This is a genomic window from Arthrobacter sp. ZGTC212 (assembly GCF_002929255.1).
Taxonomy (GTDB): Bacteria; Actinomycetota; Actinomycetes; order Actinomycetales; family Micrococcaceae; genus Arthrobacter_B; species Arthrobacter_B sunyaminii.
Genome location: NZ_PJIJ01000001.1, coordinates 842,657 through 864,886, shown reverse-complemented (window position 1 = coordinate 864,886; position 22,230 = coordinate 842,657). Strand labels below are relative to the sequence as shown.

Below are 22,230 nucleotides of genomic sequence, written 5' to 3'. Positions count from 1 at the left end.
ATCCGGGCCACTCTGAGCTGCGGGGAAATCGGCAGCTTCCCGAGCCCGCCGCTCCGCCTGGAAGCGGTGCCCCGAAGGAGGGTTTTCCGCCAATAGTCAGTATGCTTAGGGGACGAGAAAGTAGGCATAGTGACAGATTCACCGCAGCACCCGGACGGTGCCCTGTTGGGCGGTCGCTACCGTTTGGAGCAACAAATCGGTGCCGGCTCCATGGGCACCGTTTACCGCGCCCGGGATGAATTCCTGGGCCGCGACGTAGCCGTGAAGGTGGTCCGGACTTCGGCTGCCACGGCAGAAGAACAAGAGCAGGCCGACGCCGAGGCGAAGATCCTGGCACGGCTGAACCACCACAGTCTCGTGACTCTGCTCGACGCCGGGACACATCTCGCCGCTCCCGGTATCCAGCAGGTGTACCTGGTGATGGAACTGGTGGAGGGTGCGGATCTGCGGCTGCGGCTTCAGGACGGACCGCTGGCTCCCCGCAAGGTGGCCCAACTGGGCTATGACCTCGCGGTGGGTCTGGATTACATGCATCGCGCCCACGTGGTGCACCGGGACGTCAAACCGGCCAACATCATGCTCTTTGACTACCGCGGTGACGACGCCCGCCTCCGCGCCAAGCTCACCGATTTCGGCGTGGCGTTGATTGCCCGGGAGCCGCAGCCGCAGAACGGCACCTTCACCGGCACCGCTGCGTACATGAGCCCGGAGCAGGCCCGCGGCGAGGCGGTAGGCACGGAATCGGACATCTACTCGCTGGGCCTGGTGCTCCTGCAGTGCCTCACCGGCGTACCTGCCTACCCGGGGCCCGCCCTGGAGAGTGCTGTGGCACGCCTCCTGCGCACCCCTGCCATCCCCGAGGACCTCGAGGATGGGTTCCGGAGCCTGCTGACCGCCATGACGGCTCTAAAGCCCTGTGACCGCCCGTCCGCCCACGAGGCTTCCCTCGCCCTGTATGAACTTGCGGTGGCACCCCGCGCCCGCCACCGGATGAGCCTGCCGCTGATTCCGGCCGACGAAGCCGAGCGCATCGCAGCTGTGCGGCGCTACAACCTGCTGGACACTCCCCCGGACGGTGCCTTTGACCGCATCACGGCCCTGGCTGCACGGCTGTTCTCCGTCCCGGTGGCGATAGTGAGTGTGGTGGACACGGACCGGATCTGGTTCAAGTCCCACCACGGAACTGACGTCAAGCAGATCGGCCGGGACCCGGGACTGTGCGCCTCGGCAATCCTGCAGGACGATGCCTGGGTGGTGTCCGACGCGCGGGTGGATCCGCGGACTCTGGCCAATCCCCTGGTGGCCGGCGAGTTTGGGATGCAGTTCTACGCCGGGGTGCCGCTGCAGACCCGCGACGGCTACAACCTGGGCACCCTGTGCGTCTTGGACCGGGAGCCACGGGAATTCACGGAAAACGATGTTCAGACTCTCGAGGACTTGGCCGCCATCGTCATGAATGACTTGGAACTGCGGCTGGAGAGCCAGCGCACGCTGGTCTCCTGAACTGCATGACCGGGCCGTAACGCACCGGACTCCCCGGACTCCCGAGAGACTTCCACACGCAGAAAAGGAAAGGCACCTCCGATAATTCGGAGGTGCCTTTCCTGTGCGTCAGTAACTTATCTCAGAGCGGCCGCGCCTCTCGGCGCTGCCCCTCCAAAAAGCCCGGTGCTTAGTCGCGGAAACGCGGTGCGCGGGTACCGGCCGGCTTGAAGCCGCCGCGGTCGCCGTCGCGCTTCTTGAAGCCGCCGCGGTCGCTGCCGCTGCGGTCGCCGAAGCTGCGCTCGCCGTCGCGCTTCTTGAAGTCCTTCTTGAAGCCGCCGCGGTCGCCGCGGTCATTGAAGCCGCCGCTTTCGCGTTCGCGGGCCGGCTTGCGGCCGTTGTCCAGCTCGAGGTGGATCAGCTCGCCGCCAATGCGGGTGCGGGACAGAGCGCGCAGCTGGTCCTGGCTGAGGTCAGCCGGGAGCTCAACGAGCGTGTGGTCGGCGCGGATATCGATGCCGCCGATCTGTGCGGAGGACAGTCCGCCTTCGTTGGCAATGGCGCCAACGATGGAGCCGGGCATGACGCGCTGGCGGCGGCCGACAGCGATGCGGTACGTTGCATTGCCTTCGGTCAGCGGGCGTGTCGGGCCGCGGGATCCGTTGCCGTCGTTGCGGCCTTCGGAGCGCTCACGCTGGCGGGCCGGAGCCTGGGGAATTTCTTCCATCAGCAGCGGGCGGCCGCCCTGTGCCATGACGGCCAGTGCAGCGGCAACTTCCTCGGCGGTGACGTCGTGGTCAGCCAGGTAGGTCGTGACCAGGTCGCGGAACACCGAAACGTCTTCGGACGCCAGGGTTTCGGTGATCTGCTCGGAGAACTTCGCCAGGCGCTTGTTGTTCACAATGTCGATGCTCGGAAGCTGCATGTGCTCAACGGGCTGGCGGGTGGCCTTTTCGATGGCCCGCAGCAGGTACTTCTCGCGCGGAGTCATGAAGAGGATCGCGTCGCCGGTGCGTCCTGCACGGCCGGTGCGGCCGATGCGGTGGACGTAGGACTCCGTGTCGTGCGGAATGTCGTAGTTGATGACATGGCTGATGCGCTCAACGTCAAGGCCGCGGGCGGCGACGTCGGTGGCAACCAGGATGTCGATCTTGCCGCTGCGCAGGGCCTCGACGGTGCGCTCGCGCTGCTGCTGCGGGATGTCACCGTTGATTGCTGCGGCCAGGTAACCGCGGGCCTTGAGCTTGTCAGCCAGGTCCTCGGTGGCCATCTTGGTGCGGACGAAGGCGATAACGCCGTCGTAGTCTTCGCTTTCCAGGATGCGGGTCATGGCGTCCAGCTTGTGCGGGCCCATGACCTGCACGTAGCGCTGGCGGGTGTTCGCACCGGTGGTCGTCTTGGACTTGACCGTGATTTCCGCCGGGTTGTTCAGGTACTTCTTGGCGATCTTGCGGATGGCGCCGGGCATGGTGGCGGAGAACAGTGCCACCTGCTTGTCGGCGGGCGTGGTCGCCAGGATCTGCTCAACGTCTTCGGCGAAGCCCATGCGGAGCATTTCGTCAGCCTCGTCCAGAACCAGGTACTGCAGGTTGGACAGGTCCAGGGAACCCTTGGAGATGTGGTCGATGACGCGTCCCGGGGTACCGACAACAACCTGGGCGCCGCGGCGCAGGCCGGCCAGCTGGGGGCCGTAAGCGGAGCCGCCGTAGACGGGCAGGACGGTGAAGTTGTCCATGTGCTTGGCGTAGGAAGCGAAGGCTTCAGCGGACTGGAGGGCCAGTTCGCGGGTCGGCGCCAGCACCAGGATCTGGGTGTCCTTGGTGGCGGGCAGGCCGGCCATCAGGGACAGGGCGGGAACAGCAAACGCGGCAGTCTTGCCGGTACCGGTCTGCGCCAGGCCGACGACGTCGCGGCCTTCAAGCAGGAGGGGGATGGTGGCTGCCTGGATGGGGGACGGCTTTTCGTAGCCGACGTCAACCAGGGCCTGCAGAACGCGGGCATCAAGACCGAAATCGGTGAAGAGAACCTGGTTCTCTTCAGCTGCTTCGGGAGCGGCGGTTGCTGCGGTGTCAGTGTTTTCTACAGTGTCAAGCAAAAGAAATAATCCTCATTCATTGGGACCGCGCGGCCAATATCGGCCGCAGGACGTAAGTCCGGCGCTGTTGCAATCCCATGGCAGGACTTTCCGTCACAGCTGTAGGCCAATTTCACTGGATTGTGAGGCGTGGCCGGTGTGACGATTTCTTTGCCGGCGCTCCCAAAAAGATGAATCTGCCCGCATTCGAAAACGCGAGCCCCAACACAACGTACCTAACGGTCAGAAACCGTAGGAGAATAAGGGAATACCGGAGTGGGGGATGTTTCAAGTGTACGGCATGCCGGGGGTGGCCCGTCCACAGTTGCCGGTGAGCTTGGGCACACGGGCCCATAATCAGCTGTTTTGGCCGGTCTCCCGGCTCTCGATTTTGCTGGTTTGACGGCGTTTTCCGGAGTTCGCTTGATCTTTTGGGTTTATTGGGCGGCGGCCGCGGTTTCCCGGGACTGCCGTGATTCCAGGGTGCGCAGGACCTTCTTGATTTCCGGGGACAGCACCAGTCCCCCTTCAGCCTCCGCGTCGGCCAGCAGCCCTGCCTGTGCCGGACTGAGCCCGCGGAAAACATCGCCGGAGGTCACCCCGTGTTCCGGACGCCGGATAACAGTCACCGGGTCTCCTGCGCTGATGGCCCCGTTGCGGACAACGCGCAAATAGGTTCCTACCCGGCCGGCCGCCGCGAACCGCTTCACCCAGCCGGGCTGCTCCATCCGCTGGGCAAAATTCCGGCACGGCGTGCGGGGACAGGTCACTTCCAGGATGGTCCGGTCCCCGATCTGCCAGCGCTCACCGATCACGGCCTCGGATACCGGAAGGCCGGCAATCCGCAGGTTTTCCCCGAAAAGGCCCGGAGGAATGTCCGCGCCCAGTTCGCCTGCCCAGTAGTCGGCGTCGTCCTGCGAATAGGCGTAAACGGCCTTGGATTCCCCGCCGTGGTGCTTGCGGCTGGCCTGAATGTCCCCGCTCAAACCGAGACCGTGAACCTTCACGGGCCCGACGACGGGACGCTTGTCGATTGCCGTCACGCCGGTGGAATCGGTGGTGGGCAGCAGTTCGTGGACGCGGCACACGGCCAGCAGGGTTCCCGGGGTCATGCGGATGATTCTACGAGGCTGGTTTGTGTTCCGCCTGACACTCGGCGGGCAGTGACCGGAAACTACGGCTGAACGTTCTTCACGGGAGCCAGCGGGATCTGTTCCGAAACGGACTGTTTCCACCAACGCTGCGGGCGGCTCTTCCACAGCGCGACGAGCCACCAGGCCATCAGGCCCACTCCCCAGAAGACACCGACGCTGGAGGCCATGAGCCATGCCTCGGGTATTTGGGAATCAAGGTTTGGTGCCCCCATGAGCCAGCCAATGGCCTTGGGTGAGAGCAGGAAAACCACAAAGGATGAGACCAGCAGGACCATGCCCCAGCGGTGAACCCCTGTTCCCTGCTGCGTAAAGTCCGCGATGTTCCGCCAGAGGACCGGGATGAAGAGGGCCGCCCACACCCAGTGGTGGGACCAGGAGACCGGTGAGATCAGCAGCATGAGGAGCGCGGTTGCAGCCAGGGCAGTGATCAGGTCTCCGCGGTTGCCGGCGAGCCGGATGATCACGGCCGCCGCAGCAATCATCAGCAGGGACAGCAGCAGCCAGGGCAGGTCCACGGGGAAATCCGGTCCGGTGAAATGCAGGATGGCGCCCTTGATACCCAGGTTGTCCACATATCCGGCCCCGCCAATCCGGGAGGTGTCGGGCAGCAGCTCGGCCCAATAGGTGCGTGATTCCCGCGGCAGGATCAAGAAGCCAAGCCCAAAGGTGGCCAGGAAGCCAAAGGTCATGTTCCGCAGGCCGCGCCAGTCTCCGCGCGCCAGGTAATACAGGCCGAACACCAGCGGCGTGAGCTTCAAGCCGGCAGCGACGCCGGTCAGCAGTCCCGTGGGCCAGGTGTCCCGCTTAATCAGGAAGTCCGCCATGATCAGCCCGAACAGCAGAATGTTGATTTGCCCGAACGCCAGGGTTTCCCGCCAGGGTCCCAGCAGGATCACGAAGCCAATGCCGGCCAGCGCCAGCGGACGCAGCCACTGGTGCTTGAGGACGGCGCGCACTCCCGGCTGCCGGAAGGCGTAGGCAACACCCAACACGGCAGTGGCTGCGGCGATCAGCAGCGAGATGCCGGTGAAAATGTTGAGTCCGAGGCTCTGCCCGAACGGCGCCAGAACGGCGAACAGGAGCGCCGAAAAAGGCGGATACGTGAACAGGAGGCTGCTGCCCTCGCGGTACCGCAGTTCCTTGGTGTAGAGCTCGCCTCCGGCGTCGATCACGCTCTGTCCACCGGTCAGGTAGACGCTGAAATCCAGCCCGTGCCGGGGGGAAATCACAAAGGCTGCAGTGATCATGAGTGCCGCAGCGAACAGCGCCGCCAGAGTTACTGCCAGCCGGGCCATTCCGGATCGGGTCTTCAGGCCCATGATTCTCCCTGCACTACAGCCAACCGAGATATTAACGCTCGCAAGTCTACCGGGGGCCGCGCATCGGTGAACTGTCCGGGGCACAGGATAGGCTGGGCGCAGTCAATCCATCATTGGAAGGTTGCTCATGTCCGCACCGCTTTTGGCCATCGTTAATGCCCGCGTTGTTCCCGTCACTGCGCCGCCGTTCGACGGCACGGTGGTGCTGGAAGACGGCAGGATTCGGGAGCTTGGCCCGGACGTCACCGTTCCGGAGGGAGCGCAGGTCATCGATGCCGGCGGCCAGTGGCTGCTGCCGGGCCTGGTCGACGCGCACACCCACCTCGGCGTGCATGAAGAGGGCGAAGGCTGGGCCGGCAACGACACGAATGAAATGACGGACCCGGTGATGGCCGGGGTCCGCGCCATCGACGGCGTCAACCCGCACGATCTGGGTTTCGATGATGCGCTCGCCGGAGGGGTCACCGCAGTGAACATCAACCCCGGTTCGGGCAACCCCATTGGCGGTCTGGCCGTGGCCCTGCACACGCACGGGCGGTATGTGGAGGAAATGGTCCTCCGCTCCCCCAGCGGCCTGAAGTCCGCCCTCGGTGAGAATCCCAAGCGCGTGTACAGCGACAAGAAGCAGACTCCGTCCACCCGGCTGGGCACGGCGCTGGTGATCCGCAAGGCGTTCATGGATGCGCAGAACCACATGGGAAAGAACGACGACGACGACCGCGACCCCCAGCTCGAAGCCCTCGCCATGGTACTGCGCCGGGAAATCCCGTGGCGCCAGCACGCCCACCGCGCCGACGATATCGGCACGGCCCTGCGGCTGGCCGACGAGTTCGGCTATGACCTGGTCCTGGACCACGGCACCGAGGCCCACCTGCTGGCAGACGTCCTGGCCGAGCGCGGGGTGCCGGTGCTGATCGGACCCCTGTTTACTACCCGTTCCAAGGTGGAGCTGCGCCAGCGGAGCATGGAAAACCCGGGCAAGCTGGCCGCAGCGGGCGTGGAAATCTCCATCATCACCGACCATCCGGTGGTGCCGATCAACTTCCTGATCTATCAGGCAGCCCTGGCGGTGAAGGAAGGACTGGATCCCGAGACAGCCCTGCGTTCGGTCACCATCAATCCCGCCAAGGTCCTGGGCCTGGCAGACCGCATCGGTTCGCTTGAGCCGGGCAAGGACGCCGATGTTGTGCTCTGGAGCGGAGATCCGCTCGATGTCATGCAGCGGGCGCTGACCGTGTGGATCGGCGGACGCGAGGTCTACCGCTATGACACCCAGACCCGGACGCCCGTAGTGGCCGGCCGCCAGTGACCAGACCCGCAGACCGCAGCCCCGTGACGAACAGTCCCCGCACTCCTCTGCCCAAGATCATCCGGGCCGCTTTCGGAGCCTGGCTGGCGGCGGCCGTTCTCGTGGCCGTGGCCGGGATTTCCTTCATCACGTCAGCCCAGACCCAGCACCGCGACGGCGCCGCACTCACCAGTTTGGGGCTGGTGACCCTGGCTGTGGCGGTGGTGATGGGGTTTTATGCGCTGCGCCTGCGGACCGGGAAACGCAGCGCACGCGAGACACTCACCACCGTGGGCATGATTCTCGGGATACCGCTGCTGTTCCGCGGCCCGGCGCTGGTCGCCCTCGGCGCCGTCCTGCTGCTGTGTGTGCTGCTGCTGTGGCTGCCGCAAAGCAGCAGGTTCTTCCAGGAACGAGATCCCAAGGCCCGCCGCCGGCTCCTGGGCCGGCGGCGGCCTTAAGGCTGCAGGTTTCCTACAACTGGTCCAGTGCCTGCTGCAGGTCCGCGATCAGGTCTTCGAGATCCTCGATGCCCACGGAAAGCCGCAGCAGGTTCTCCGGAACGGCAAGCTCGGTGCCCTTGACTGATGCGTGCGTCATTTCCGACGGATAATTCATCAGCGACTCGACCCCGCCCAGCGACTCCGCCAGCGTGAACACACGGGTGGATTCGGCCACCTTCCTGGCCGCGGCCTCGCCGCCCTTGAAGGACACTGAGACCATTCCGCCGAAGTCCTTCATCTGGGCCTTGGCCAGGTCGTGTCCGGGGTGGTCTTCCAGCCCCGGATAGAGCACGTTTTCGACGGCGGGCTGGTCCCGCAGCCACTTGGCGACCGCCATGGCGTTGGACGAATGCCGGTCCATCCGCACACCCAGGGTCTTCAGTCCGCGCGTGGTCAGCCAGGCTTCCATCGGAGCGGACACCGCGCCGACCGCAAACTGGATGAAGCCGATCTTCTCGGCGGCGGCGTCGTCGTTCAGGATGACCGCGCCGCCAACGGCGTCGGAATGCCCGCCGATGTACTTGGTGGTGGAGTGCACCACAATGTCCGCGCCCAGTGCCAGCGGCTGCTGAAGGTACGGGGAAGCGAAGGTGTTGTCGACAACCAGCCAGGCCCCGGCGTCGTGCGCGGCCTGGGCGACAGCGGCAATGTCGGAAATCTTCATCATGGGGTTCGACGGCGTTTCCAGCCACACCATTTTGGTGTTGCCGGCGGCGATGGCCCGGGTGAGGGCGCCGACGTCGGACATGTCCACCGCAGCGTTGGTGATGCCCCACGCGGAGAGAACCTTGTTGATCAATCGGTAGGTGCCGCCGTAGGCGTCGTTGCCGAGCACAATGTGGTCTCCGGGGGCCAGGAGGGCGCGGATCAGGGCGTCCTCCGCGGCCAGGCCGGAACTGAAGGAGTACGCGTGGGCGCCGCCCTCCAGTGCGGCCAGCTGGTCCTGCAGCGCATCGCGGGTGGGGTTGGTGCCGCGGCCGTATTCGTAGCCGTTGCGCAGTCCGCCAATGCCGTCCTGGGCGTAGGTGGTGCTTTGGTATAGCGGCGGAATGACCGCACCGGTGGTGGGGTCCGGGGTTTGGCCCGCGTGGATGGCGCGGGTGTTGAAGCCTTCGCTCATGGTTTGCTCCCTTGCTTCAGGATGGATGTCGGTTAGACGCTCATGTAGGACAGCAGGTCATGCCGCGTGAGTATTCCCACCGGCGCGCCCTCTGAGGTGACCATGACGGCGTCGTTCTCCTGCAGTTTTTCCTTAGCGGCAGCCACGGAGTCCCCGGCGCCGACCATCGCCAGCTGCGGTCCCATGTGGTCCCTGATGCTGTCAGTGGGCTTGGCCTCGCCGCGGAACAGCTTCTCCGTCAGCGAGCGCTCGTCCACTGATCCGAGGACCTCGCCGATGCGCACCGGCGGTTCCTGCGACAGGACCGGAATGCACGAGACACCGTACTCGTTCAGGATGTTGATGACGTCCAGGACCGTCTCGTTGGGATGGGTGTGCACCAGGTCCGGCAGCGAGGCGTCCTTGGTGGCCAGCACGTCGCGGACGGCGGCTTCCTGCTCCGGGCCCTGCAGGAAACCGTAGGAGCGCATCCACTCATCGTTGAAGATCTTGCCCATGTAGCCGCGGCCGCTGTCCGGCAGCACCACCACCACTACGTCGTCGGGGCCCAGGTCGCGGGCAGCGCGCAGGGCCGCCACTACTGCCATGCCGGAGGAGCCTCCTACCAGCAGGCCTTCCTCCCGGGCGAGCCGGCGGGTCATGGCGAAGGACTCCGCATCGTTCACGGGAATCACCTCGTCCGGAACGGACGGGTCATAGTTGCCCGGCCACATGTCCTCGCCTACGCCCTCCACGAAGTAGGGACGTCCCGTGCCGCCGGAGTAGACCGAGCCCTCCGGATCGGCGGCAATGATGCGCACCGGGCCGGTTGGACGGTCGGCGGAGATGTCCTTGAGGTAGCGGCCGGTGCCCGTGATGGTGCCGCCCGTGCCGGCGCCGGCCACGAAGTGGGTCACCGTGCCGTCGGTGTCCGCCCAGATCTCCGGGCCCGTTGACTCATAGTGGCTTTCCGGGGCGGAGGGGTTAGAGAACTGGTCCGGCTTATAGGCGCCGGGGATTTCCCGGACCAGGCGGTCGGAGACTCCGTAGTAGGAGTCGGGGCTGTCGGGTGCGACGGCGGTGGGTGTCACCACCACTTCGGCGCCATACGCGCGAAGCACATCGCGTTTTTCCACCCCCACCTTGTCCGGCGTGACGAAGATGCAGCGGTAACCCTTTTGCTGTGCCACCAGTGCCAGGCCGACGCCGGTGTTTCCGCTGGTGGGCTCGATGATGGTGCCGCCGGGCTTCAGCTTGCCTTCCCGTTCAGCAGCCTCGATCATCCGGACCGCGATGCGGTCTTTGATGGATCCGCCCGGATTCAGGTATTCCAGCTTCACGAGCACCGTGGCCGCGATGCCATCGGTAACGTGGTGCAGCTTCACCAGCGGGGTCTTGCCGATCAGGTCCAGGACAGTATCTGCAAACTTCATGTGCAACACGTTACTTGTTCGGTTCCACGGGTCCAGCCTTCCCCGGAACCCGGCGTAGCAAAAGCCACACCGCCCGGCCCCCTCCCCGGCCCTGAGCTGTCAGCGGTGCGTGCCACCATGGAGATATGTCCTTCTCCGTACCGGTGTCCGCCGCTGGGGAACCCGGCGCCTGCTCCGGAGCCGGGCCGCTCTCCATCCTCTGGGAATCGGACCGGCCGTTGAGCCTGACCCAGACGCTGGGCATTCTGGCCCACGGCAGAAAAGATCCGTCGGTGCGGATTGGCCCCGGGGTTGCGTGGCTGGCCTTTTCGACGCCGGAAGGGAACGCCACGCTGGCACTCAGCGAGCAGCCCGCACCGGCACCGGGCGCCCGTGTGCTGGCCCGGGCCTGGGGGCCGGGCGCCGAGGCGGCGCTGGCTGGCGTTCCGGGTCTGCTCGGGGAACGTGATGACTGGACGGCCTTTGATGACCCCGACTTCGCCGCTTCCCTCCCCGCCGCAGTGGCGGAAACCCGGCGCCGGAACCCCGGACTGCGGCTGCCCAGCACCGGCCGGATGCTGGACAGCATTGTTCCCGTCATCCTGGAACAGAGGGTCACCGCCATGGAGGCCTATTACGCGTGGCGGTATCTGGTGACCAAATACGGTGCCGATGCTCCGGGCCCGGCACCCGCCGGCTTGAAAGTTCCGCCCGGCGCCGAAACCTGGCGCCGGGTTCCGAGCTGGGAGTGGCACCGTGCCCGGGTGGATTTCCACCGGTCCGGCACCATTCTGCGGGCCTGCGCGGCTGCCTCCGGCCTGGAACGGCTGTCCGGGGTTCCGCTCGGCACGGACCTGACGGAGCGGTTGTGTTCGCTTCCCGGCATCGGCCCCTGGAGCGCCGCGGAGATCACGCAGCGCACGCACGGCGCTCCGGACTCAGTCTCCGTGGGCGACTACCACCTGGCAGCGTTCGTGGGTGAAGCGCTGACCGGGCGCCGGACGGACGACGCCGGGATGCTGGAGCTGCTGGAGCCCTGGCGGGGCCACCGGCAGCGGCTCGTGCGGCTGCTGGTGCTAAGCGGCTTCCGGAAGCAGGCCTTCGGGCCGCGGCTGGCCCCGGAGGACCACCGCGGCCGTTAGGGCACGGATTTCTCTCTGTCCCGTCGCTGCCAAGACCTGCCCCGCCTGCGAAGGGCTAATAGGGGGTGATCGCCAACCGGTAGATGGACGACGGCTCGGCCCCAAAGCGCTTCAGCACTGCCACCACCGCCTCCTCGTGCTCGCGGTCAACGGCCACCTGTGCGCGCAGCCGATCCTCGAAGTCCATTTTCCGTTGGTCGCCGCGGAAGTTTTCCGTACGCACCCTGTCCGAGTACACCGCGGAGTCTGCCAGTTCCAGGGATCTGGCCCCGGCCAGCAACAGGGCATCGCGGAGGCCATCGATACGATCGGTGTTGACGACCGCGCTGATCAAATAGCCGGGGGCGCTGGAAGGGCTTTGAGCGCCGTCTCCGGTTGTCGAGGTCATGTCGGAGCCCCGTCCTCTGGTGGTGGGCCGTGAGGTGATCCCGCTGAGCGCGTAGGCTGAGGCGCCCTGCTGGATCTGGTCCAGGTCGTCCTGTTCCGGGCCGGGCTCGCGCAGCCCCATGGTGCGGCTGATGATCGCGGCAATTATCCAGCTCAGGATGAAGGAAAACAGGACCACGCACACAATGGCAACCACTTGGTGCCAGAGCAGCAGCCCGCCGCCTCCGTTGAACAGTCCGTCGTCGCTGGTTGCATTCACGGAGCTGTCCGCGAAGAAGCCCAGCAGGAAGGATCCCAGGACGCCGCCGATAAAGTGGACGGCGATGACGTCCAGGGCATCGTCATAGCGCAGCACGTGCTTGAGCCCCACCGCGAAGCAGCAGACGCAGCCGGCAATCAGGCCAATCAGCAGTGCTCCGCCGGTGCTGACAAAGCCGGCGCAGGGGGTTATGGTGGCCAAGCCGGCGACACCCCCGGAAACCGCGCCCACCAGGGTGGAGTGGCCGCTGGTCAGGCGTTCCACCAGCAGCCAGGTCAGCATGGCGGCACCGCCCGCCACGTGTGTGTTCATCAGGGCCTGGGCCGCGATGTCGTTGGCCTGGAGCCCGTCGCCGGCGTTGAACCCAAACCAGCCGAACCACAGGATGCCGCCGCCCACCAGCATGAGCGGCAGGTTGTTGGGCGAAGTCTTGAGGTTGGGCCAGCCGCGGCGTCGGCCTACAACCAGGAGCACGGCGACGGCGGCGGCTCCGGCCGAGGCGTGCACCACCATTCCTCCGGCCCAGTCCTGGGCGCCGAGCTGAGTCAGCCATCCCTTGGGATGCCAGAGCCAGCGGGCCACCTGCGGATAGACGAGGATGGACCATGCGGCCAGAAAAACGGTCCAGCCGGCGAACTTCAGCCGTCCCGCCGTCGCCCCCGTCAGCAGCGCCGGGGTGATGATGGCAAACATCATTTGGTAGGCGACAAAGGCGAGCGCGGGGATGGTTACCCCCGCCGCCACAGTGTGGAACTGGGGGGTGTCCACGTCGATCAGGGCAAACGCGTCGAACTCCCCCACCAGGGAGTTCCCCTGGTTGCTGAACGCCAGGGTGTAGCCCACCAGCACCCAGGTGACGGTGATGATGCCCAGCGGGATGATGTTCTGCATCATCATGGTCAGGACGTTGCGGACCGGAACCATGCCGCCGTAGAACAGTGCCAGCCCTGGAATCATGAACAGCACCAGGCCTGCGCAGATCAGTACCCAGGCGGTATCCGCGCCGTTCACGGCCGGCCGTCCTGCGGGAAGATTCCCCGGCCCCGCTTGTCCCGGGGTATGGATTGACCGTGGAAGGTGTATCGAGCAGCAAGCTTGCAAGTGGGCATGACGTCCCCGTTCCGGCTCTGCTTCAGGTGAATGGTGCGTCCGGCGCGCCGCAGCCAGCGCGGTCCACCGGAGCTACGAGCTTACTTCCGCGGCCAAACCCATAAGAAGAGGACAGGTCCCTGCACGCAGCCAAAGGGCCGAAACCGTTTCCGGTTCCGGCCCTTGAACTGCCCCCGCGCTGCGGTCAGGACGCCCGGGCGCCCACCATGCCGTGCGGATCGATGACGTATTTGCGCGCCACCCCGGAGTCGAATTCACGGTAGGACTCCGGAGCCTGGTCCAGGCTGATGGGCGTGGCGTTGACAGCCTTGGCGATCTGGACCTTGTCATGCAGGATCGCCATCATCAACTCCCGGTTGTACTTCATCACCGGGCACTGGCCCGTGGTGAAGGCCAATGACTTAGCCCAGCCGGTTCCCAGATCGAGGCTCAGGGAGCCCTTCTGCGCCGCCTCATCCACTCCGCCCGGATCGCCGGTGACATATAGCCCGGGAATGCCCAGGGCACCGCCTGCGGCCGTGATGTCCATCAATGAATTCAGCACCGTGGCCGGCGCCTCTGTGGACGAACCATGGCCGTGGCCGCGTGCCTCGAACCCGACCGCGTCCACGGCACAGTCCACTTCGGGGACGCCCAGGAGCTGTTCAATCTGGTCCTTGGGGTCTCCCAGGGACACATCCACCGTTTCGCAGCCAAAGCTGCGGGCCTGTGCCAGGCGGTCCTTGTTCAGGTCACCGACAATAACGACGGCGGCTCCCAGCAGTTGCGCTCCGGCCGCCGCGGCCAGGCCCACCGGACCGGCACCGGCGATGTAGACGGTGGATCCGACACCGACCCCCGCGGTGACCGCCCCGTGATAGCCGGTGGGAAAAATGTCCGAGAGCATGGTCAGGTCAAGGATCTTCTCCATTGCCTGGTCCTTGTCCGGAAACCGCAGCAGATTCCAGTCCGCATACGGAACGAGCACGTATTCGGATTGGCCTCCCACCCAACCGCCCATGTCCACGTACCCGTAGGCGCTGCCCGGACGGTCCGGATTCACGTTCAGGCAGATGCCCGTTTTCCGCTCCTTACAGTTCTTGCAGCGTCCGCAGGAAATGTTGAAGGGCACCGACACCAAATCCCCCACGGAATGGAATTCCACGTCAGGGCCGGTTTCCACGATTTCTCCGGTGATCTCATGTCCCAGGATCAGGTTGGGAGGAGCGGTGGTGCGGCCGCGGACCATGTGCTGGTCCGATCCGCAGATATTGGAGGTGACCACCTTCAGGATTGCCCCGTGGGGCACCTTGCGCCCCACATTGGCGGGATTGACTCCGGGTCCGTCCCGGAGTTCAAAGGTTGGATAGTCGATGTCCTGCACTTCCACGACACCGGGTTCTATGTAGGCAACTCCGCGGTTTGAGCTCATAGGATTCTTCGCCTCGCCTTATCGTCGTTGATACGGGCCCGGGCTTCACCGATGTACGCCGTTTGGATGTACACCGTTTGCCGGAGCCGGTGCCGCCGCGGGATGCCTAGACCCTAGACCGGGACAGCGGCCGGCGCCAGAGTAACCCCGGCCGCGGCGCAACCGGTGCTGCCTGATACGACGCGCTTAACGCACACCGCGGAGGTCCCCGTTGAGGGGACCCCCGCAGTGTGCGAAGCCTGTGCCGCTCATCGGTAGCGGCGAATGTGAACGGCTAGTTGGCCTGTCCGTCTGACCCTGCTGCTGCCTGCCCGCTTTCCTGGGCCGCGATCTGCTCGTGGACAGCCTTCATGTCCAGTCCCTTGACCGCATCCACCAGTTCACTGAACTGGGAAGCGTTGAGCGCGCCGGGCTGCGAGAAGACCAGGACCTTTTCGCGGAAAGCCATCAGCGTAGGGATGGAGGTGATGCCGGCAGCAGCCGCCAGGCCCTGCTCTTTTTCGGTGTCCACCTTCGCGAAGGTGATGTCGTCATGCTTCTGGGACACGGCGTCGTACACCGGTGCGAACTGCTTGCAGGGGCCGCACCAGTCCGCCCAGAAGTCCACGAACACAATGTCGTTTTCCTCAATGGTCTCGGGGAACGTTGCCTCAGTGATGTCGATAGTTGCCATCCTTCAACGCTATCCGGGGGATGCGGAGATGTCTGCAGTTGTTCGCTCAGCGGTGAAGGCGGCAATGCGGGGCCGTGCCCCGGGCAAGAAAAAACCCGCCCCGGCCAGTTTCCTGGCGGAGCGGGCTCTTCCCGTTCGGTGGCAGATACTGGATTCGAACCAGTGAAGGCGTTGCCAGCTGATTTACAGTCAGCCCCCTTTGGCCGCTCGGGTAATCTGCCGAACATCTTCGCGATCAACATCTTCGCGGAAGACTGCCGCAAGCGACTGCGGCCTAAACAACTTTACAGAACTTTTGCCCAAGATACGAATCGGCGGCGTGAATTGCTTCCTGCCCCGCCCTGAAGGCAGTCCGGACTAGAGCCCGCGGGCAATCCGTGACTGCATCTGGGCGTAGAACACATCGGCCTGCGCCCGCGTCACGGCACCCCACGCGACGGCGTTGGCCAGGTCTTCCCGGATGCCCAGCAACCGGCGCTCCGCTGACGCGTGGGGAGCGGAGACTGTCTCCTCGGCGCCGGCGACCGCTGCACCCAGCCCTTCCACCGGTGTCAGGAATGACCGCAGCTCCGATGCCTGCGCGGGGGCCGCGGCGGCTCCCACACCAGTGATGGAAACCGCAGCCAGCACGGATCCTGCCGCGGCGGTGCGGAGTTTGCCCATCTGGCTTCGTCGATGACGGGGATCGGACGGAGGGTTGGCGGTGTTGTTCACCCCAATACTGTCGCCCGGAAAGATGGGACCCATCCCGGCAAATGCTGGGTGCAGCCTGTGAGGGCTGCCACGGATGCCCGGACCTACTAGGCTGGATGCAGGAGAAAAACTACTGCAAGGAGCGCACATGGCCAGCGAGTCATCATTTGATGTTGTGAGCAAGATCGACAAACAGGAAGTTGCCAACGCCATGAACCAGGCGCAGAAGGAACTGTCCCAGCGCTACGACTTCAAGGGTGTCGGCGCCGAGGTGGACTTCAGCGGCGAGAAGATCCTCATGAAGGCCAACTCCGAGGAACGCGTCATGGCGGTACTCGACGTCCTGCAGTCCAAGCTGGTCCGTCGCGGCATTTCCCTGAAGTCCCTGGATGCCGGCGAGCCGTTTGCCTCCGGCAAGGAGTACCGGATTGAAGCCTCCATGAAGGAAGGCATCGCCCAGGACCAGGCCAAGAAGATCAACAAGATCATCCGCGACGAAGGCCCCAAGGGCGTGAACTCCCGAATCCAGGGCGACGAGCTGCGCGTGACATCCAAGTCCCGCGACGACCTGCAGGCGACGATGGCACTACTCAAGGGTGCCGACGTGGACGTGGACCTGCAGTTCATCAACTTCCGCTAGGCCTTCTGCGGCTGCCGCGGCAGCCGGTTATCCAGCGCAAGTACGACGACGGCGCCGCTCCCCTTGGTGGGGTGCGGCGCCGTCGCCTTGTCCGGGCATCTCCCTGCAGCACCTGTTCAGTCGGGCAGATCCGGGGGGTCCCGCCTGATCAGACGCCGCCTCTGGCGCTGGTACAGATAAGTCGCTAGTACAGATAAAGGGCTCATCAGCTCCGGAGAACCCCTTTATCTGTGCGAAGGATTGCCTGCGCCCCGGTTCGTGCCTAGAGCTTCACATCTTCGCCGGCGGGACCGTCCTCGCCGTAGTCCCGCAGGGCGCTGCCGCCCACTGCCTCACCCATCCAGGTGAGCAGCTTCCATGAGCCCTTCGTGCCTTGGCCGTCGCCGGCGCCGTCGCCGTCGCCGTCGACCCGGTCCATCACAGCCACGCCGGTGTTGCTCAGCGCGTTCTCCACGATGAAGTCGGGCTCCACATTCTCCGCCCGGGCTGTGCACCAGGCGCGGATCATGGCGCCGTGGCTGACCACCACAGGGTTTTTCAGTCCGGCTGACTGTAATTCTTCGATCACTGCGTCAAACCGCGCGAAGGTTTCATGGCCGTCGGGTCCGCCTGGCATGTGCACTCCCAGATCTCCCCGAACCCAGCTGTAGACGGTTTTGAGGTAGGCAATGACGGCGTCGCGGTCATTGCGCATTTCCAGATCGCCGGCAGAGATCTCCCGCAGCCCTGGGCGAACCTCCACGGGCAGGCCCAGAGCTGCGGCCAACGGATCAGCAGTGAGCTGGGTCCGGACCAGGTTGGAGGCAAAGATGCCGTCGATGGGCTCATGGCCCAGGACTTCCGGCAACGCTGCTGCCTGGGCAAGGCCCAGCTCCGTCAACCCCGGACCGGGGACATCAGTGTCCAGGAAATGGTGCTCATTGGAGGGAGTCTGGCCGTGGCGGACAAGAATGAGGCGCATGCCTGAGAGCCTACCCTTCGTCCGCCGGCCGGCATTGGTGCCGGCCGGCGAGGACGAGAGCAGCGGTCAGGATCCGAGCGGACGTCCGGCCATGTTTTCCAGCCGGCGGATGCGGTCGGCCATGGGCGGGTGGGTGGCCATCAGCCCGCGGACGCCGTTCCGGAAGGGGTTGGCGATCATCAGGTGCGAGGTGTTGACCAACCGCTGGTCATTGTTCGGCAGCGGTGCACGCTGGGTTCCGCTTTCGAGCTTGCGCAGTGCGGAGGCGAGCGCCAACGGATCGTCGGTGAGCTTGGCGCCATCTTCGTCGGCGTCGTATTCCCTCGTCCGGCCAATCGCCATCTGGATCAGCGACGCGGCGAACGGGGCCAGAACAGCCATCGCGATCATGGCCAGCGGGTTGGCGTTGCGGCGGTCACCGCCACCGAAGAACAGCAGGAACTGCCCCAGTGAGGTAATGACGCCGGCGATGGCGGCCGCCACCGAGGATGTCAGGATGTCCCGGTTGTAGACGTGCATGAGCTCGTGGCCCAGCACTCCGCGCAGCTCCCGCTCGTCGAGCAGCGTCAAAATGCCCTCGGTGCAGCAGACAGCCGCATGCTGCGGGTTGCGGCCGGTGGCAAACGCGTTGGGTGCCATGGTGGGTGAAATGTAGAGCTTGGGCATCGGCTGACCGGCGCGGGCCGAGAGCTCCCGCACGATGCGGTACATCTGAGGAGCCTGCTGTTCGGTGACGGGAATGGCCCGCATGGCGCGGATGGCAAGCTTGTCACTGTTCCAGTAGCTGTATGCGGTGGTGGCCAGCCCGATGAACAGGAAGATCCAGATGAACGAGGAGCTGCCGGTTCCGCTGGAAAGCAGGGCGCCTATGCCCAGCAGCACGGCGAAGAGCACACCGAACAACGCGGCGGTCTTCAGTCCGTTGAAGTGTTGATGCACTTAGGTGGTCCTTTCGTCAGTGGATTCACCGATATCAACGTTTCACGGGGCGCGTCTGTTCCGCTAGGGCCCGGGGTGCCGGGCGTCGTACCGGGCGAAACGCGGCTGGCTCCGGGCCAGCACTCCCACCAGGACCACGCAGACCAGGCCACCGATAACCGCTGCCCATCCTTCACCCAGGAAGGAGGCGTCGACGCCGGCCACCAGGTCACCCAGGCGCGGGCCTCCGGCCACCACCACCACGAACACCCCCTGCAGCCGCCCGCGCATGGCGTCCGGCGTCGCGGACTGCAGGATCGTGGAACGGAAGACTCCGCTGACGGAATCGGCGATGCCCGCACACGCCATGGCGATGGCAGCCGGGATGAGCCATGCGGTGGGTTCGGCGCCGTCGTTCCGTCCGGCCATCACCACCACCACACCGAACGCGGACACGGACAGGCCCCACGCCACCACCGACCACAGCACCGCCAGCCCCTGCCTCCGCACCGCGCCGAGTGGCCCGGAAAAGAGACCGGCGAGGAAAGCGCCCACGGCGGTGGCTGCCAGCAGCACCCCCACCGTTGTGGCTCCCCCGCCCAGCAGCACGGCTCCGATGGCGGGCAGCAGTGCCCGGGGCTGGGCCATGACCATGGCGGCAAGGTCCACCAGGAAGGTCATGCGGATGTTGGGCCGGGTCGCCAGGAAGCGGAAGCCCTCCAGCACCGATTTCAGGCCGGCCTTCTGTACCTCACCAACGGGCGGCATCGGGTCCAGCCGGTACACCGCCCACATTGCGGCGGTGAAGGTGACGACGTCGACGGTGTAGGTCCAGCCGTAACCGACCCTGGCCACCAGGACACCGGCCAGCAGGGGGCCGATGGTCATGGCCAGGCCGAAGGTGATCATGCTGAGGGCATTGGCGGCCGGCAGCAGCTCGGGCCGCACCAGCCTCGGAATGATGGCGCTGCGTGCGGGATGGTTTAGCCCGCCGGCACCGGCGTTGACTGCCACCAGGGCATAGAGCAGCCAAATGTTGCCCAGTCCCGCCCATGCCTGGGCGGCAATGCCGATCGTGGACAGCCACAGCAGAACGGAGGAGAACAGGGCCACTTTGCGGCGGTCGTACGCATCCACCACGGAGCCACCGTAGAGCCCGGCCAGCACCAGCGGAACCAGCCCCACCAACCCGAGCAGTCCCACATAAAAACTCGACTGGGTCAGGGAATAGACCTCCAGGCTGACGGCCACCAGCGTCAGCTGGGTGCCGACGGCGGAAAGCGCCGTTCCGGTCCAGAGGCGGCGGAAATCCGGGCTTTCACGCAGCGGGGTCAGGTCAGCGAGGAGTTTTGGCACCCGAGCAGTCTAAGCCGGAGGCCGCCGGGCCCTCTTACAGGCGCCTCCGGCGGGTTGCCGGCACCGATAGACAGCACCCTTACGATGGAGGAAAAGCCGCGAATCCTTGGAGGTCACGTGTTTACCCGGAACGTTGCAGAGGGAATCCACCGCATCGAACATGCCTACGTCAACACCTACCTGGTGGAAGACGACGGCGGCCTGGCCATCATCGATGCCGGCCTGCCCGGCATGTGGCCGGAGCTGTCCCGGGCCGTCCGCGAATTGGGTTACGGGCCGGGATCCGTGTCGGCGCTGGTGCTGACCCACGCGCATTTCGACCATGTAGGCTCAGCCGCCAAAATCCGGCGGGAGTTCCGGACGCCCATTTTGGTGCACGACGACGACCGGTACATTGCGGCCCACCCCTACCGATATGAGCATGAGAACAACAGGTTCCTCTATCCCGTCCGCTACCCCGCGTCGATCCCCTACCTGGGCGCTATGACCCTGGCGGGAGCGCTAAACGTCCGCGGTGTCACCGATGTGCACAGCCTCGGGGAAGACACCGGCTCCACCCTTCCCGGATCACCGCGCATCATCCATACACCCGGGCACACTGCCGGGCACGTTGCCCTGCACTATCCGGACCGGGGCGTGCTGATCTGCGGGGATTCCCTGGTGACGCTCAACCCGTATACCGGGACCAAGGGGCCGCAGATCGTTTCCGGAGCGGCCACCGCCAACAGCCCGGAGGCGCTTCGATCCCTGGAACTGCTGGCCGCGACAGGCGCCCCCACGCTGTTGACCGGCCATGGAGAGCCCTGGACCGGCGGTGCCGAGGCCGCCGTCGAGCAGGCGCTGGCGCGCGGGGCGTCCTAAGGCTCCCGCTCGACTTCCTGTTTCAGCACATCCAGCAGCCGGGGATCGCCGATGGGACGAAAGTGCCCCATCGTTTCGAGCTGGATATTCCGCGCTCCGGGCAGGGAACTGCCGCCGGGAATGTGGGGGTCAAAGCGGCTGTACACGGAGGTGATGCGCGCGTTGACGTCGCTGCTGCCCTGGAGCCGCAGCAGCAGCTTGTCGCGCGGCGAAAAGGCGCGGATGGACGGAACAAAGAAAAAGCGGGCGTAGACGGAGCCGGAAAAGGGTGTGTTGACGGCGACCATGTGGTCCACCCGCCGGGCACCTTCCGGCAGCAGCATCAGTTGCTTGCCGATGAGGCCGCCCTTGCTGTGGGCCACCACGATTACATCGCTAAGGTCCCGTTCCACGAGATACTGCTGGACCAGTTCCGCCATGCGGTCGATCCGGCCCCGGTTGAAGCCCAGCGGCGCCACCGTGTGAACCGGATGCCCCCAGGAAGACAGTGCCTGCGCCAGCGGGCGCAGGAACTGCCAGTTCTCATACACCCCGGGAATCAGGACCACCGGGCGTCCCGCCGCACCGGCCTCCGGCACCAGGTACTCGGACGGATCCTTGCGGAACAGGAACCCGTTCACCTGCCAAAACCCCACATAGGCGTAGTCCGCTGCCCAGGCCCTGGCCAGCGCCGCCCGGCGGCGCATCCGCTGCGGCATCACTGCCGGCGTGCTGCTTCCCGAAGGAGCGCCGCGGTCTGCGCCGGCTCGGTGTACATGCACACGTGCGGCTGGCCGGGCAGCTCCACGGCAACCGCTCCGGGGCGCGCGGCGGCCAGTTCCCGCAGCCAGCGGGCGGGAACAATGGGGTCCCTGGCGCCGCGGACGAGAGTCACCGGCGCCTGGACCCTGCCGATGCGCTCCTCGAGCCGGTGCCGCACCATCTTCGGCATGGTGCGCAGGTACCAGCGGGGACCGGCCCGCAGATAGTCGGTCAGCAGAATCCAGTTGATCACCGGAGGTTCCCGCAGGCAGTCCTGCGCCAGCCGCAGTCCCTGCAGCACGGCATGGCGTTCCCCGCTGTTGGTCGTGGGCCCCATCAGCACCACGGAGGTCACCAGGTCCGGCGCGCACAGCGCCATTTCCGTCACCACCTGGCAACCCATGGAATGGCCCACCCACTGGGCGGGACCGATCCCGGCGGCCCGCAGGGCATCGCAGCTGATCTGTGCAAAGCCGGCCATGTCCAGACCGTGGTGCGGTGTGGATGCGGACCCGAAACCCGGCATTTCCAGCGTATGTACCGTGGAATCCTTCGCCAGTTCGTCCACCAGCCGGGAAAAATAGCGCCCGGAGGCTCCCAGGCCGTGCACCAGCACCATCTGATCGGCCCCGGACCCGTAGGTGCGGATGTCGACGTCGTACTCTCCCACCCGCACGCGCTTATGGGTTGGCTGTGCCTTGGTACCTGTCAAAGGATTCCCCTGTATTGAACGTCGGTCCGAACTCC

20 protein-coding genes and 1 tRNA gene are annotated in these 22,230 nt (G+C 65.6%); 6 read left to right on the top strand and 15 right to left on the bottom strand.

Annotation, left to right across the window (positions count from 1 at the left end):
- Window positions 1-129 precede the first annotated feature (129 nt).
- Complete coding sequence (locus tag CXQ89_RS04240) at window positions 130-1,503, top strand: protein kinase (protein WP_237688603.1); 1,374 nt, start codon at window positions 130-132, stop codon at window positions 1,501-1,503.
- Between the two features lie 169 nt (window positions 1,504-1,672).
- Here CXQ89_RS04240 and CXQ89_RS04235 read toward each other — a convergent pair whose 3' ends face one another.
- The 3 genes from CXQ89_RS04235 to CXQ89_RS04225 all read right to left on the bottom strand — a co-directional run bounded on the left by CXQ89_RS04235 (window position 1,673) and on the right by CXQ89_RS04225 (window position 6,029).
- A complete protein-coding gene (locus CXQ89_RS04235; protein WP_104052836.1) occupies window positions 1,673-3,577 on the bottom strand; it encodes a DEAD/DEAH box helicase in 1,905 nt (634 codons plus the stop codon).
- A gap of 416 nt (window positions 3,578-3,993) precedes the next feature.
- The gene (locus tag CXQ89_RS04230) at window positions 3,994-4,668 is read right to left on the bottom strand and encodes an MOSC domain-containing protein (RefSeq protein WP_104160399.1); all 675 of its coding nucleotides are present in this window, start codon (window positions 4,666-4,668) and stop codon (window positions 3,994-3,996) included.
- Between the two features lie 62 nt (window positions 4,669-4,730).
- Entirely contained in the window at window positions 4,731-6,029 is a 1,299-nt protein-coding gene (locus tag CXQ89_RS04225; protein ID WP_237687096.1) for a glycosyltransferase 87 family protein, read from the bottom strand.
- A gap of 127 nt (window positions 6,030-6,156) precedes the next feature.
- On the opposite strand from CXQ89_RS04225, the gene CXQ89_RS04220 reads away from it, so the two are divergent.
- Together CXQ89_RS04220 and CXQ89_RS04215 are read left to right on the top strand one after the other, a co-directional pair.
- Window positions 6,157-7,338, top strand: coding sequence for an amidohydrolase (locus tag CXQ89_RS04220; protein WP_104052841.1), 1,182 nt, complete (start codon window positions 6,157-6,159; stop codon window positions 7,336-7,338).
- A 23-nt stretch (window positions 7,339-7,361) separates the two neighbouring features.
- A complete protein-coding gene (locus CXQ89_RS04215; protein WP_146067195.1) occupies window positions 7,362-7,778 on the top strand; it encodes a hypothetical protein in 417 nt (138 codons plus the stop codon).
- Window positions 7,779-7,791: 13 nt separating this feature from the next.
- On the opposite strand, the gene CXQ89_RS04210 is transcribed toward CXQ89_RS04215, so the two are convergent.
- Together CXQ89_RS04210 and CXQ89_RS04205 are read right to left on the bottom strand one after the other, a co-directional pair.
- Window positions 7,792-8,940, bottom strand: a complete 1,149-nt coding sequence (locus CXQ89_RS04210; protein ID WP_104160397.1) for a cystathionine gamma-synthase — start codon at window positions 8,938-8,940, stop codon at window positions 7,792-7,794.
- Window positions 8,941-8,972: 32 nt separating this feature from the next.
- Window positions 8,973-10,352 (bottom strand): cystathionine beta-synthase, encoded by a 1,380-nt coding sequence (locus tag CXQ89_RS04205; RefSeq protein WP_104160396.1) that lies wholly within the window; start codon window positions 10,350-10,352, stop codon window positions 8,973-8,975.
- Window positions 10,353-10,477: 125 nt separating this feature from the next.
- On the opposite strand from CXQ89_RS04205, the gene CXQ89_RS04200 reads away from it, so the two are divergent.
- A complete protein-coding gene (locus tag CXQ89_RS04200) occupies window positions 10,478-11,473 on the top strand; it encodes a DNA-3-methyladenine glycosylase (RefSeq protein WP_104160395.1) in 996 nt (331 codons plus the stop codon).
- 55 nt (window positions 11,474-11,528) lie between these two features.
- Here CXQ89_RS04200 and CXQ89_RS04195 read toward each other — a convergent pair whose 3' ends face one another.
- From CXQ89_RS04195 to CXQ89_RS04175, 5 genes are all read right to left on the bottom strand, one after another.
- Window positions 11,529-13,130 carry an ammonium transporter gene (locus CXQ89_RS04195; RefSeq protein WP_104160394.1) on the bottom strand — a complete coding sequence of 534 codons (1,602 nt, stop codon included), beginning with the start codon at window positions 13,128-13,130 and terminating at the stop codon, window positions 11,529-11,531.
- Window positions 13,131-13,413: 283 nt separating this feature from the next.
- Window positions 13,414-14,640 (bottom strand): formaldehyde dehydrogenase, glutathione-independent, encoded by a 1,227-nt coding sequence (fdhA, locus tag CXQ89_RS04190; protein ID WP_104160393.1) that lies wholly within the window; start codon window positions 14,638-14,640, stop codon window positions 13,414-13,416.
- A gap of 274 nt (window positions 14,641-14,914) precedes the next feature.
- On the bottom strand, window positions 14,915-15,313 hold the full coding sequence (gene trxA / locus CXQ89_RS04185; RefSeq protein WP_104052859.1) for a thioredoxin: 399 nt from the start codon (window positions 15,311-15,313) through the stop codon (window positions 14,915-14,917).
- A 139-nt stretch (window positions 15,314-15,452) separates the two neighbouring features.
- Window positions 15,453-15,534, bottom strand: a tRNA-Tyr gene (locus tag CXQ89_RS04180).
- 136 nt (window positions 15,535-15,670) lie between these two features.
- Entirely contained in the window at window positions 15,671-16,027 is a 357-nt protein-coding gene (locus CXQ89_RS04175) for a hypothetical protein (protein ID WP_146067194.1), read from the bottom strand.
- Between the two features lie 127 nt (window positions 16,028-16,154).
- Between CXQ89_RS04175 and CXQ89_RS04170 the strand changes: the two genes are divergently transcribed.
- On the top strand, window positions 16,155-16,646 hold the full coding sequence (locus CXQ89_RS04170) for a YajQ family cyclic di-GMP-binding protein (protein WP_104052863.1): 492 nt from the start codon (window positions 16,155-16,157) through the stop codon (window positions 16,644-16,646).
- Window positions 16,647-16,908: 262 nt separating this feature from the next.
- On the opposite strand, the gene CXQ89_RS04165 is transcribed toward CXQ89_RS04170, so the two are convergent.
- The 3 genes from CXQ89_RS04165 to CXQ89_RS04155 all read right to left on the bottom strand — a co-directional run bounded on the left by CXQ89_RS04165 (window position 16,909) and on the right by CXQ89_RS04155 (window position 19,881).
- Complete coding sequence (locus tag CXQ89_RS04165; protein WP_104160391.1) at window positions 16,909-17,607, bottom strand: histidine phosphatase family protein; 699 nt, start codon at window positions 17,605-17,607, stop codon at window positions 16,909-16,911.
- Between the two features lie 66 nt (window positions 17,608-17,673).
- On the bottom strand, window positions 17,674-18,546 hold the full coding sequence (gene htpX, locus CXQ89_RS04160; RefSeq protein ID WP_104052868.1) for a zinc metalloprotease HtpX: 873 nt from the start codon (window positions 18,544-18,546) through the stop codon (window positions 17,674-17,676).
- Window positions 18,547-18,609: 63 nt separating this feature from the next.
- Window positions 18,610-19,881, bottom strand: a complete 1,272-nt coding sequence (locus CXQ89_RS04155) for an MFS transporter (RefSeq protein ID WP_104160390.1) — start codon at window positions 19,879-19,881, stop codon at window positions 18,610-18,612.
- Window positions 19,882-19,998: 117 nt separating this feature from the next.
- Between CXQ89_RS04155 and CXQ89_RS04150 the strand changes: the two genes are divergently transcribed.
- The gene (locus CXQ89_RS04150) at window positions 19,999-20,742 is read left to right on the top strand and encodes an MBL fold metallo-hydrolase (RefSeq protein WP_104160389.1); all 744 of its coding nucleotides are present in this window, start codon (window positions 19,999-20,001) and stop codon (window positions 20,740-20,742) included.
- Here the strand turns inward: CXQ89_RS04150 and CXQ89_RS04145 are convergent.
- Both CXQ89_RS04145 and CXQ89_RS04140 read right to left on the bottom strand, forming a co-directional pair.
- Window positions 20,739-21,440 carry a triacylglycerol lipase gene (locus CXQ89_RS04145; protein WP_181032221.1) on the bottom strand — a complete coding sequence of 234 codons (702 nt, stop codon included), beginning with the start codon at window positions 21,438-21,440 and terminating at the stop codon, window positions 20,739-20,741. The genes CXQ89_RS04150 and CXQ89_RS04145 overlap by 4 nt on opposite strands.
- Window positions 21,440-22,195, bottom strand: coding sequence for an alpha/beta fold hydrolase (locus CXQ89_RS04140; protein WP_146067193.1), 756 nt, complete (start codon window positions 22,193-22,195; stop codon window positions 21,440-21,442). Before CXQ89_RS04140 ends, CXQ89_RS04145 begins: the two co-directional genes overlap by 1 nt.
- Window positions 22,196-22,230: the final 35 nt, after the last annotated feature.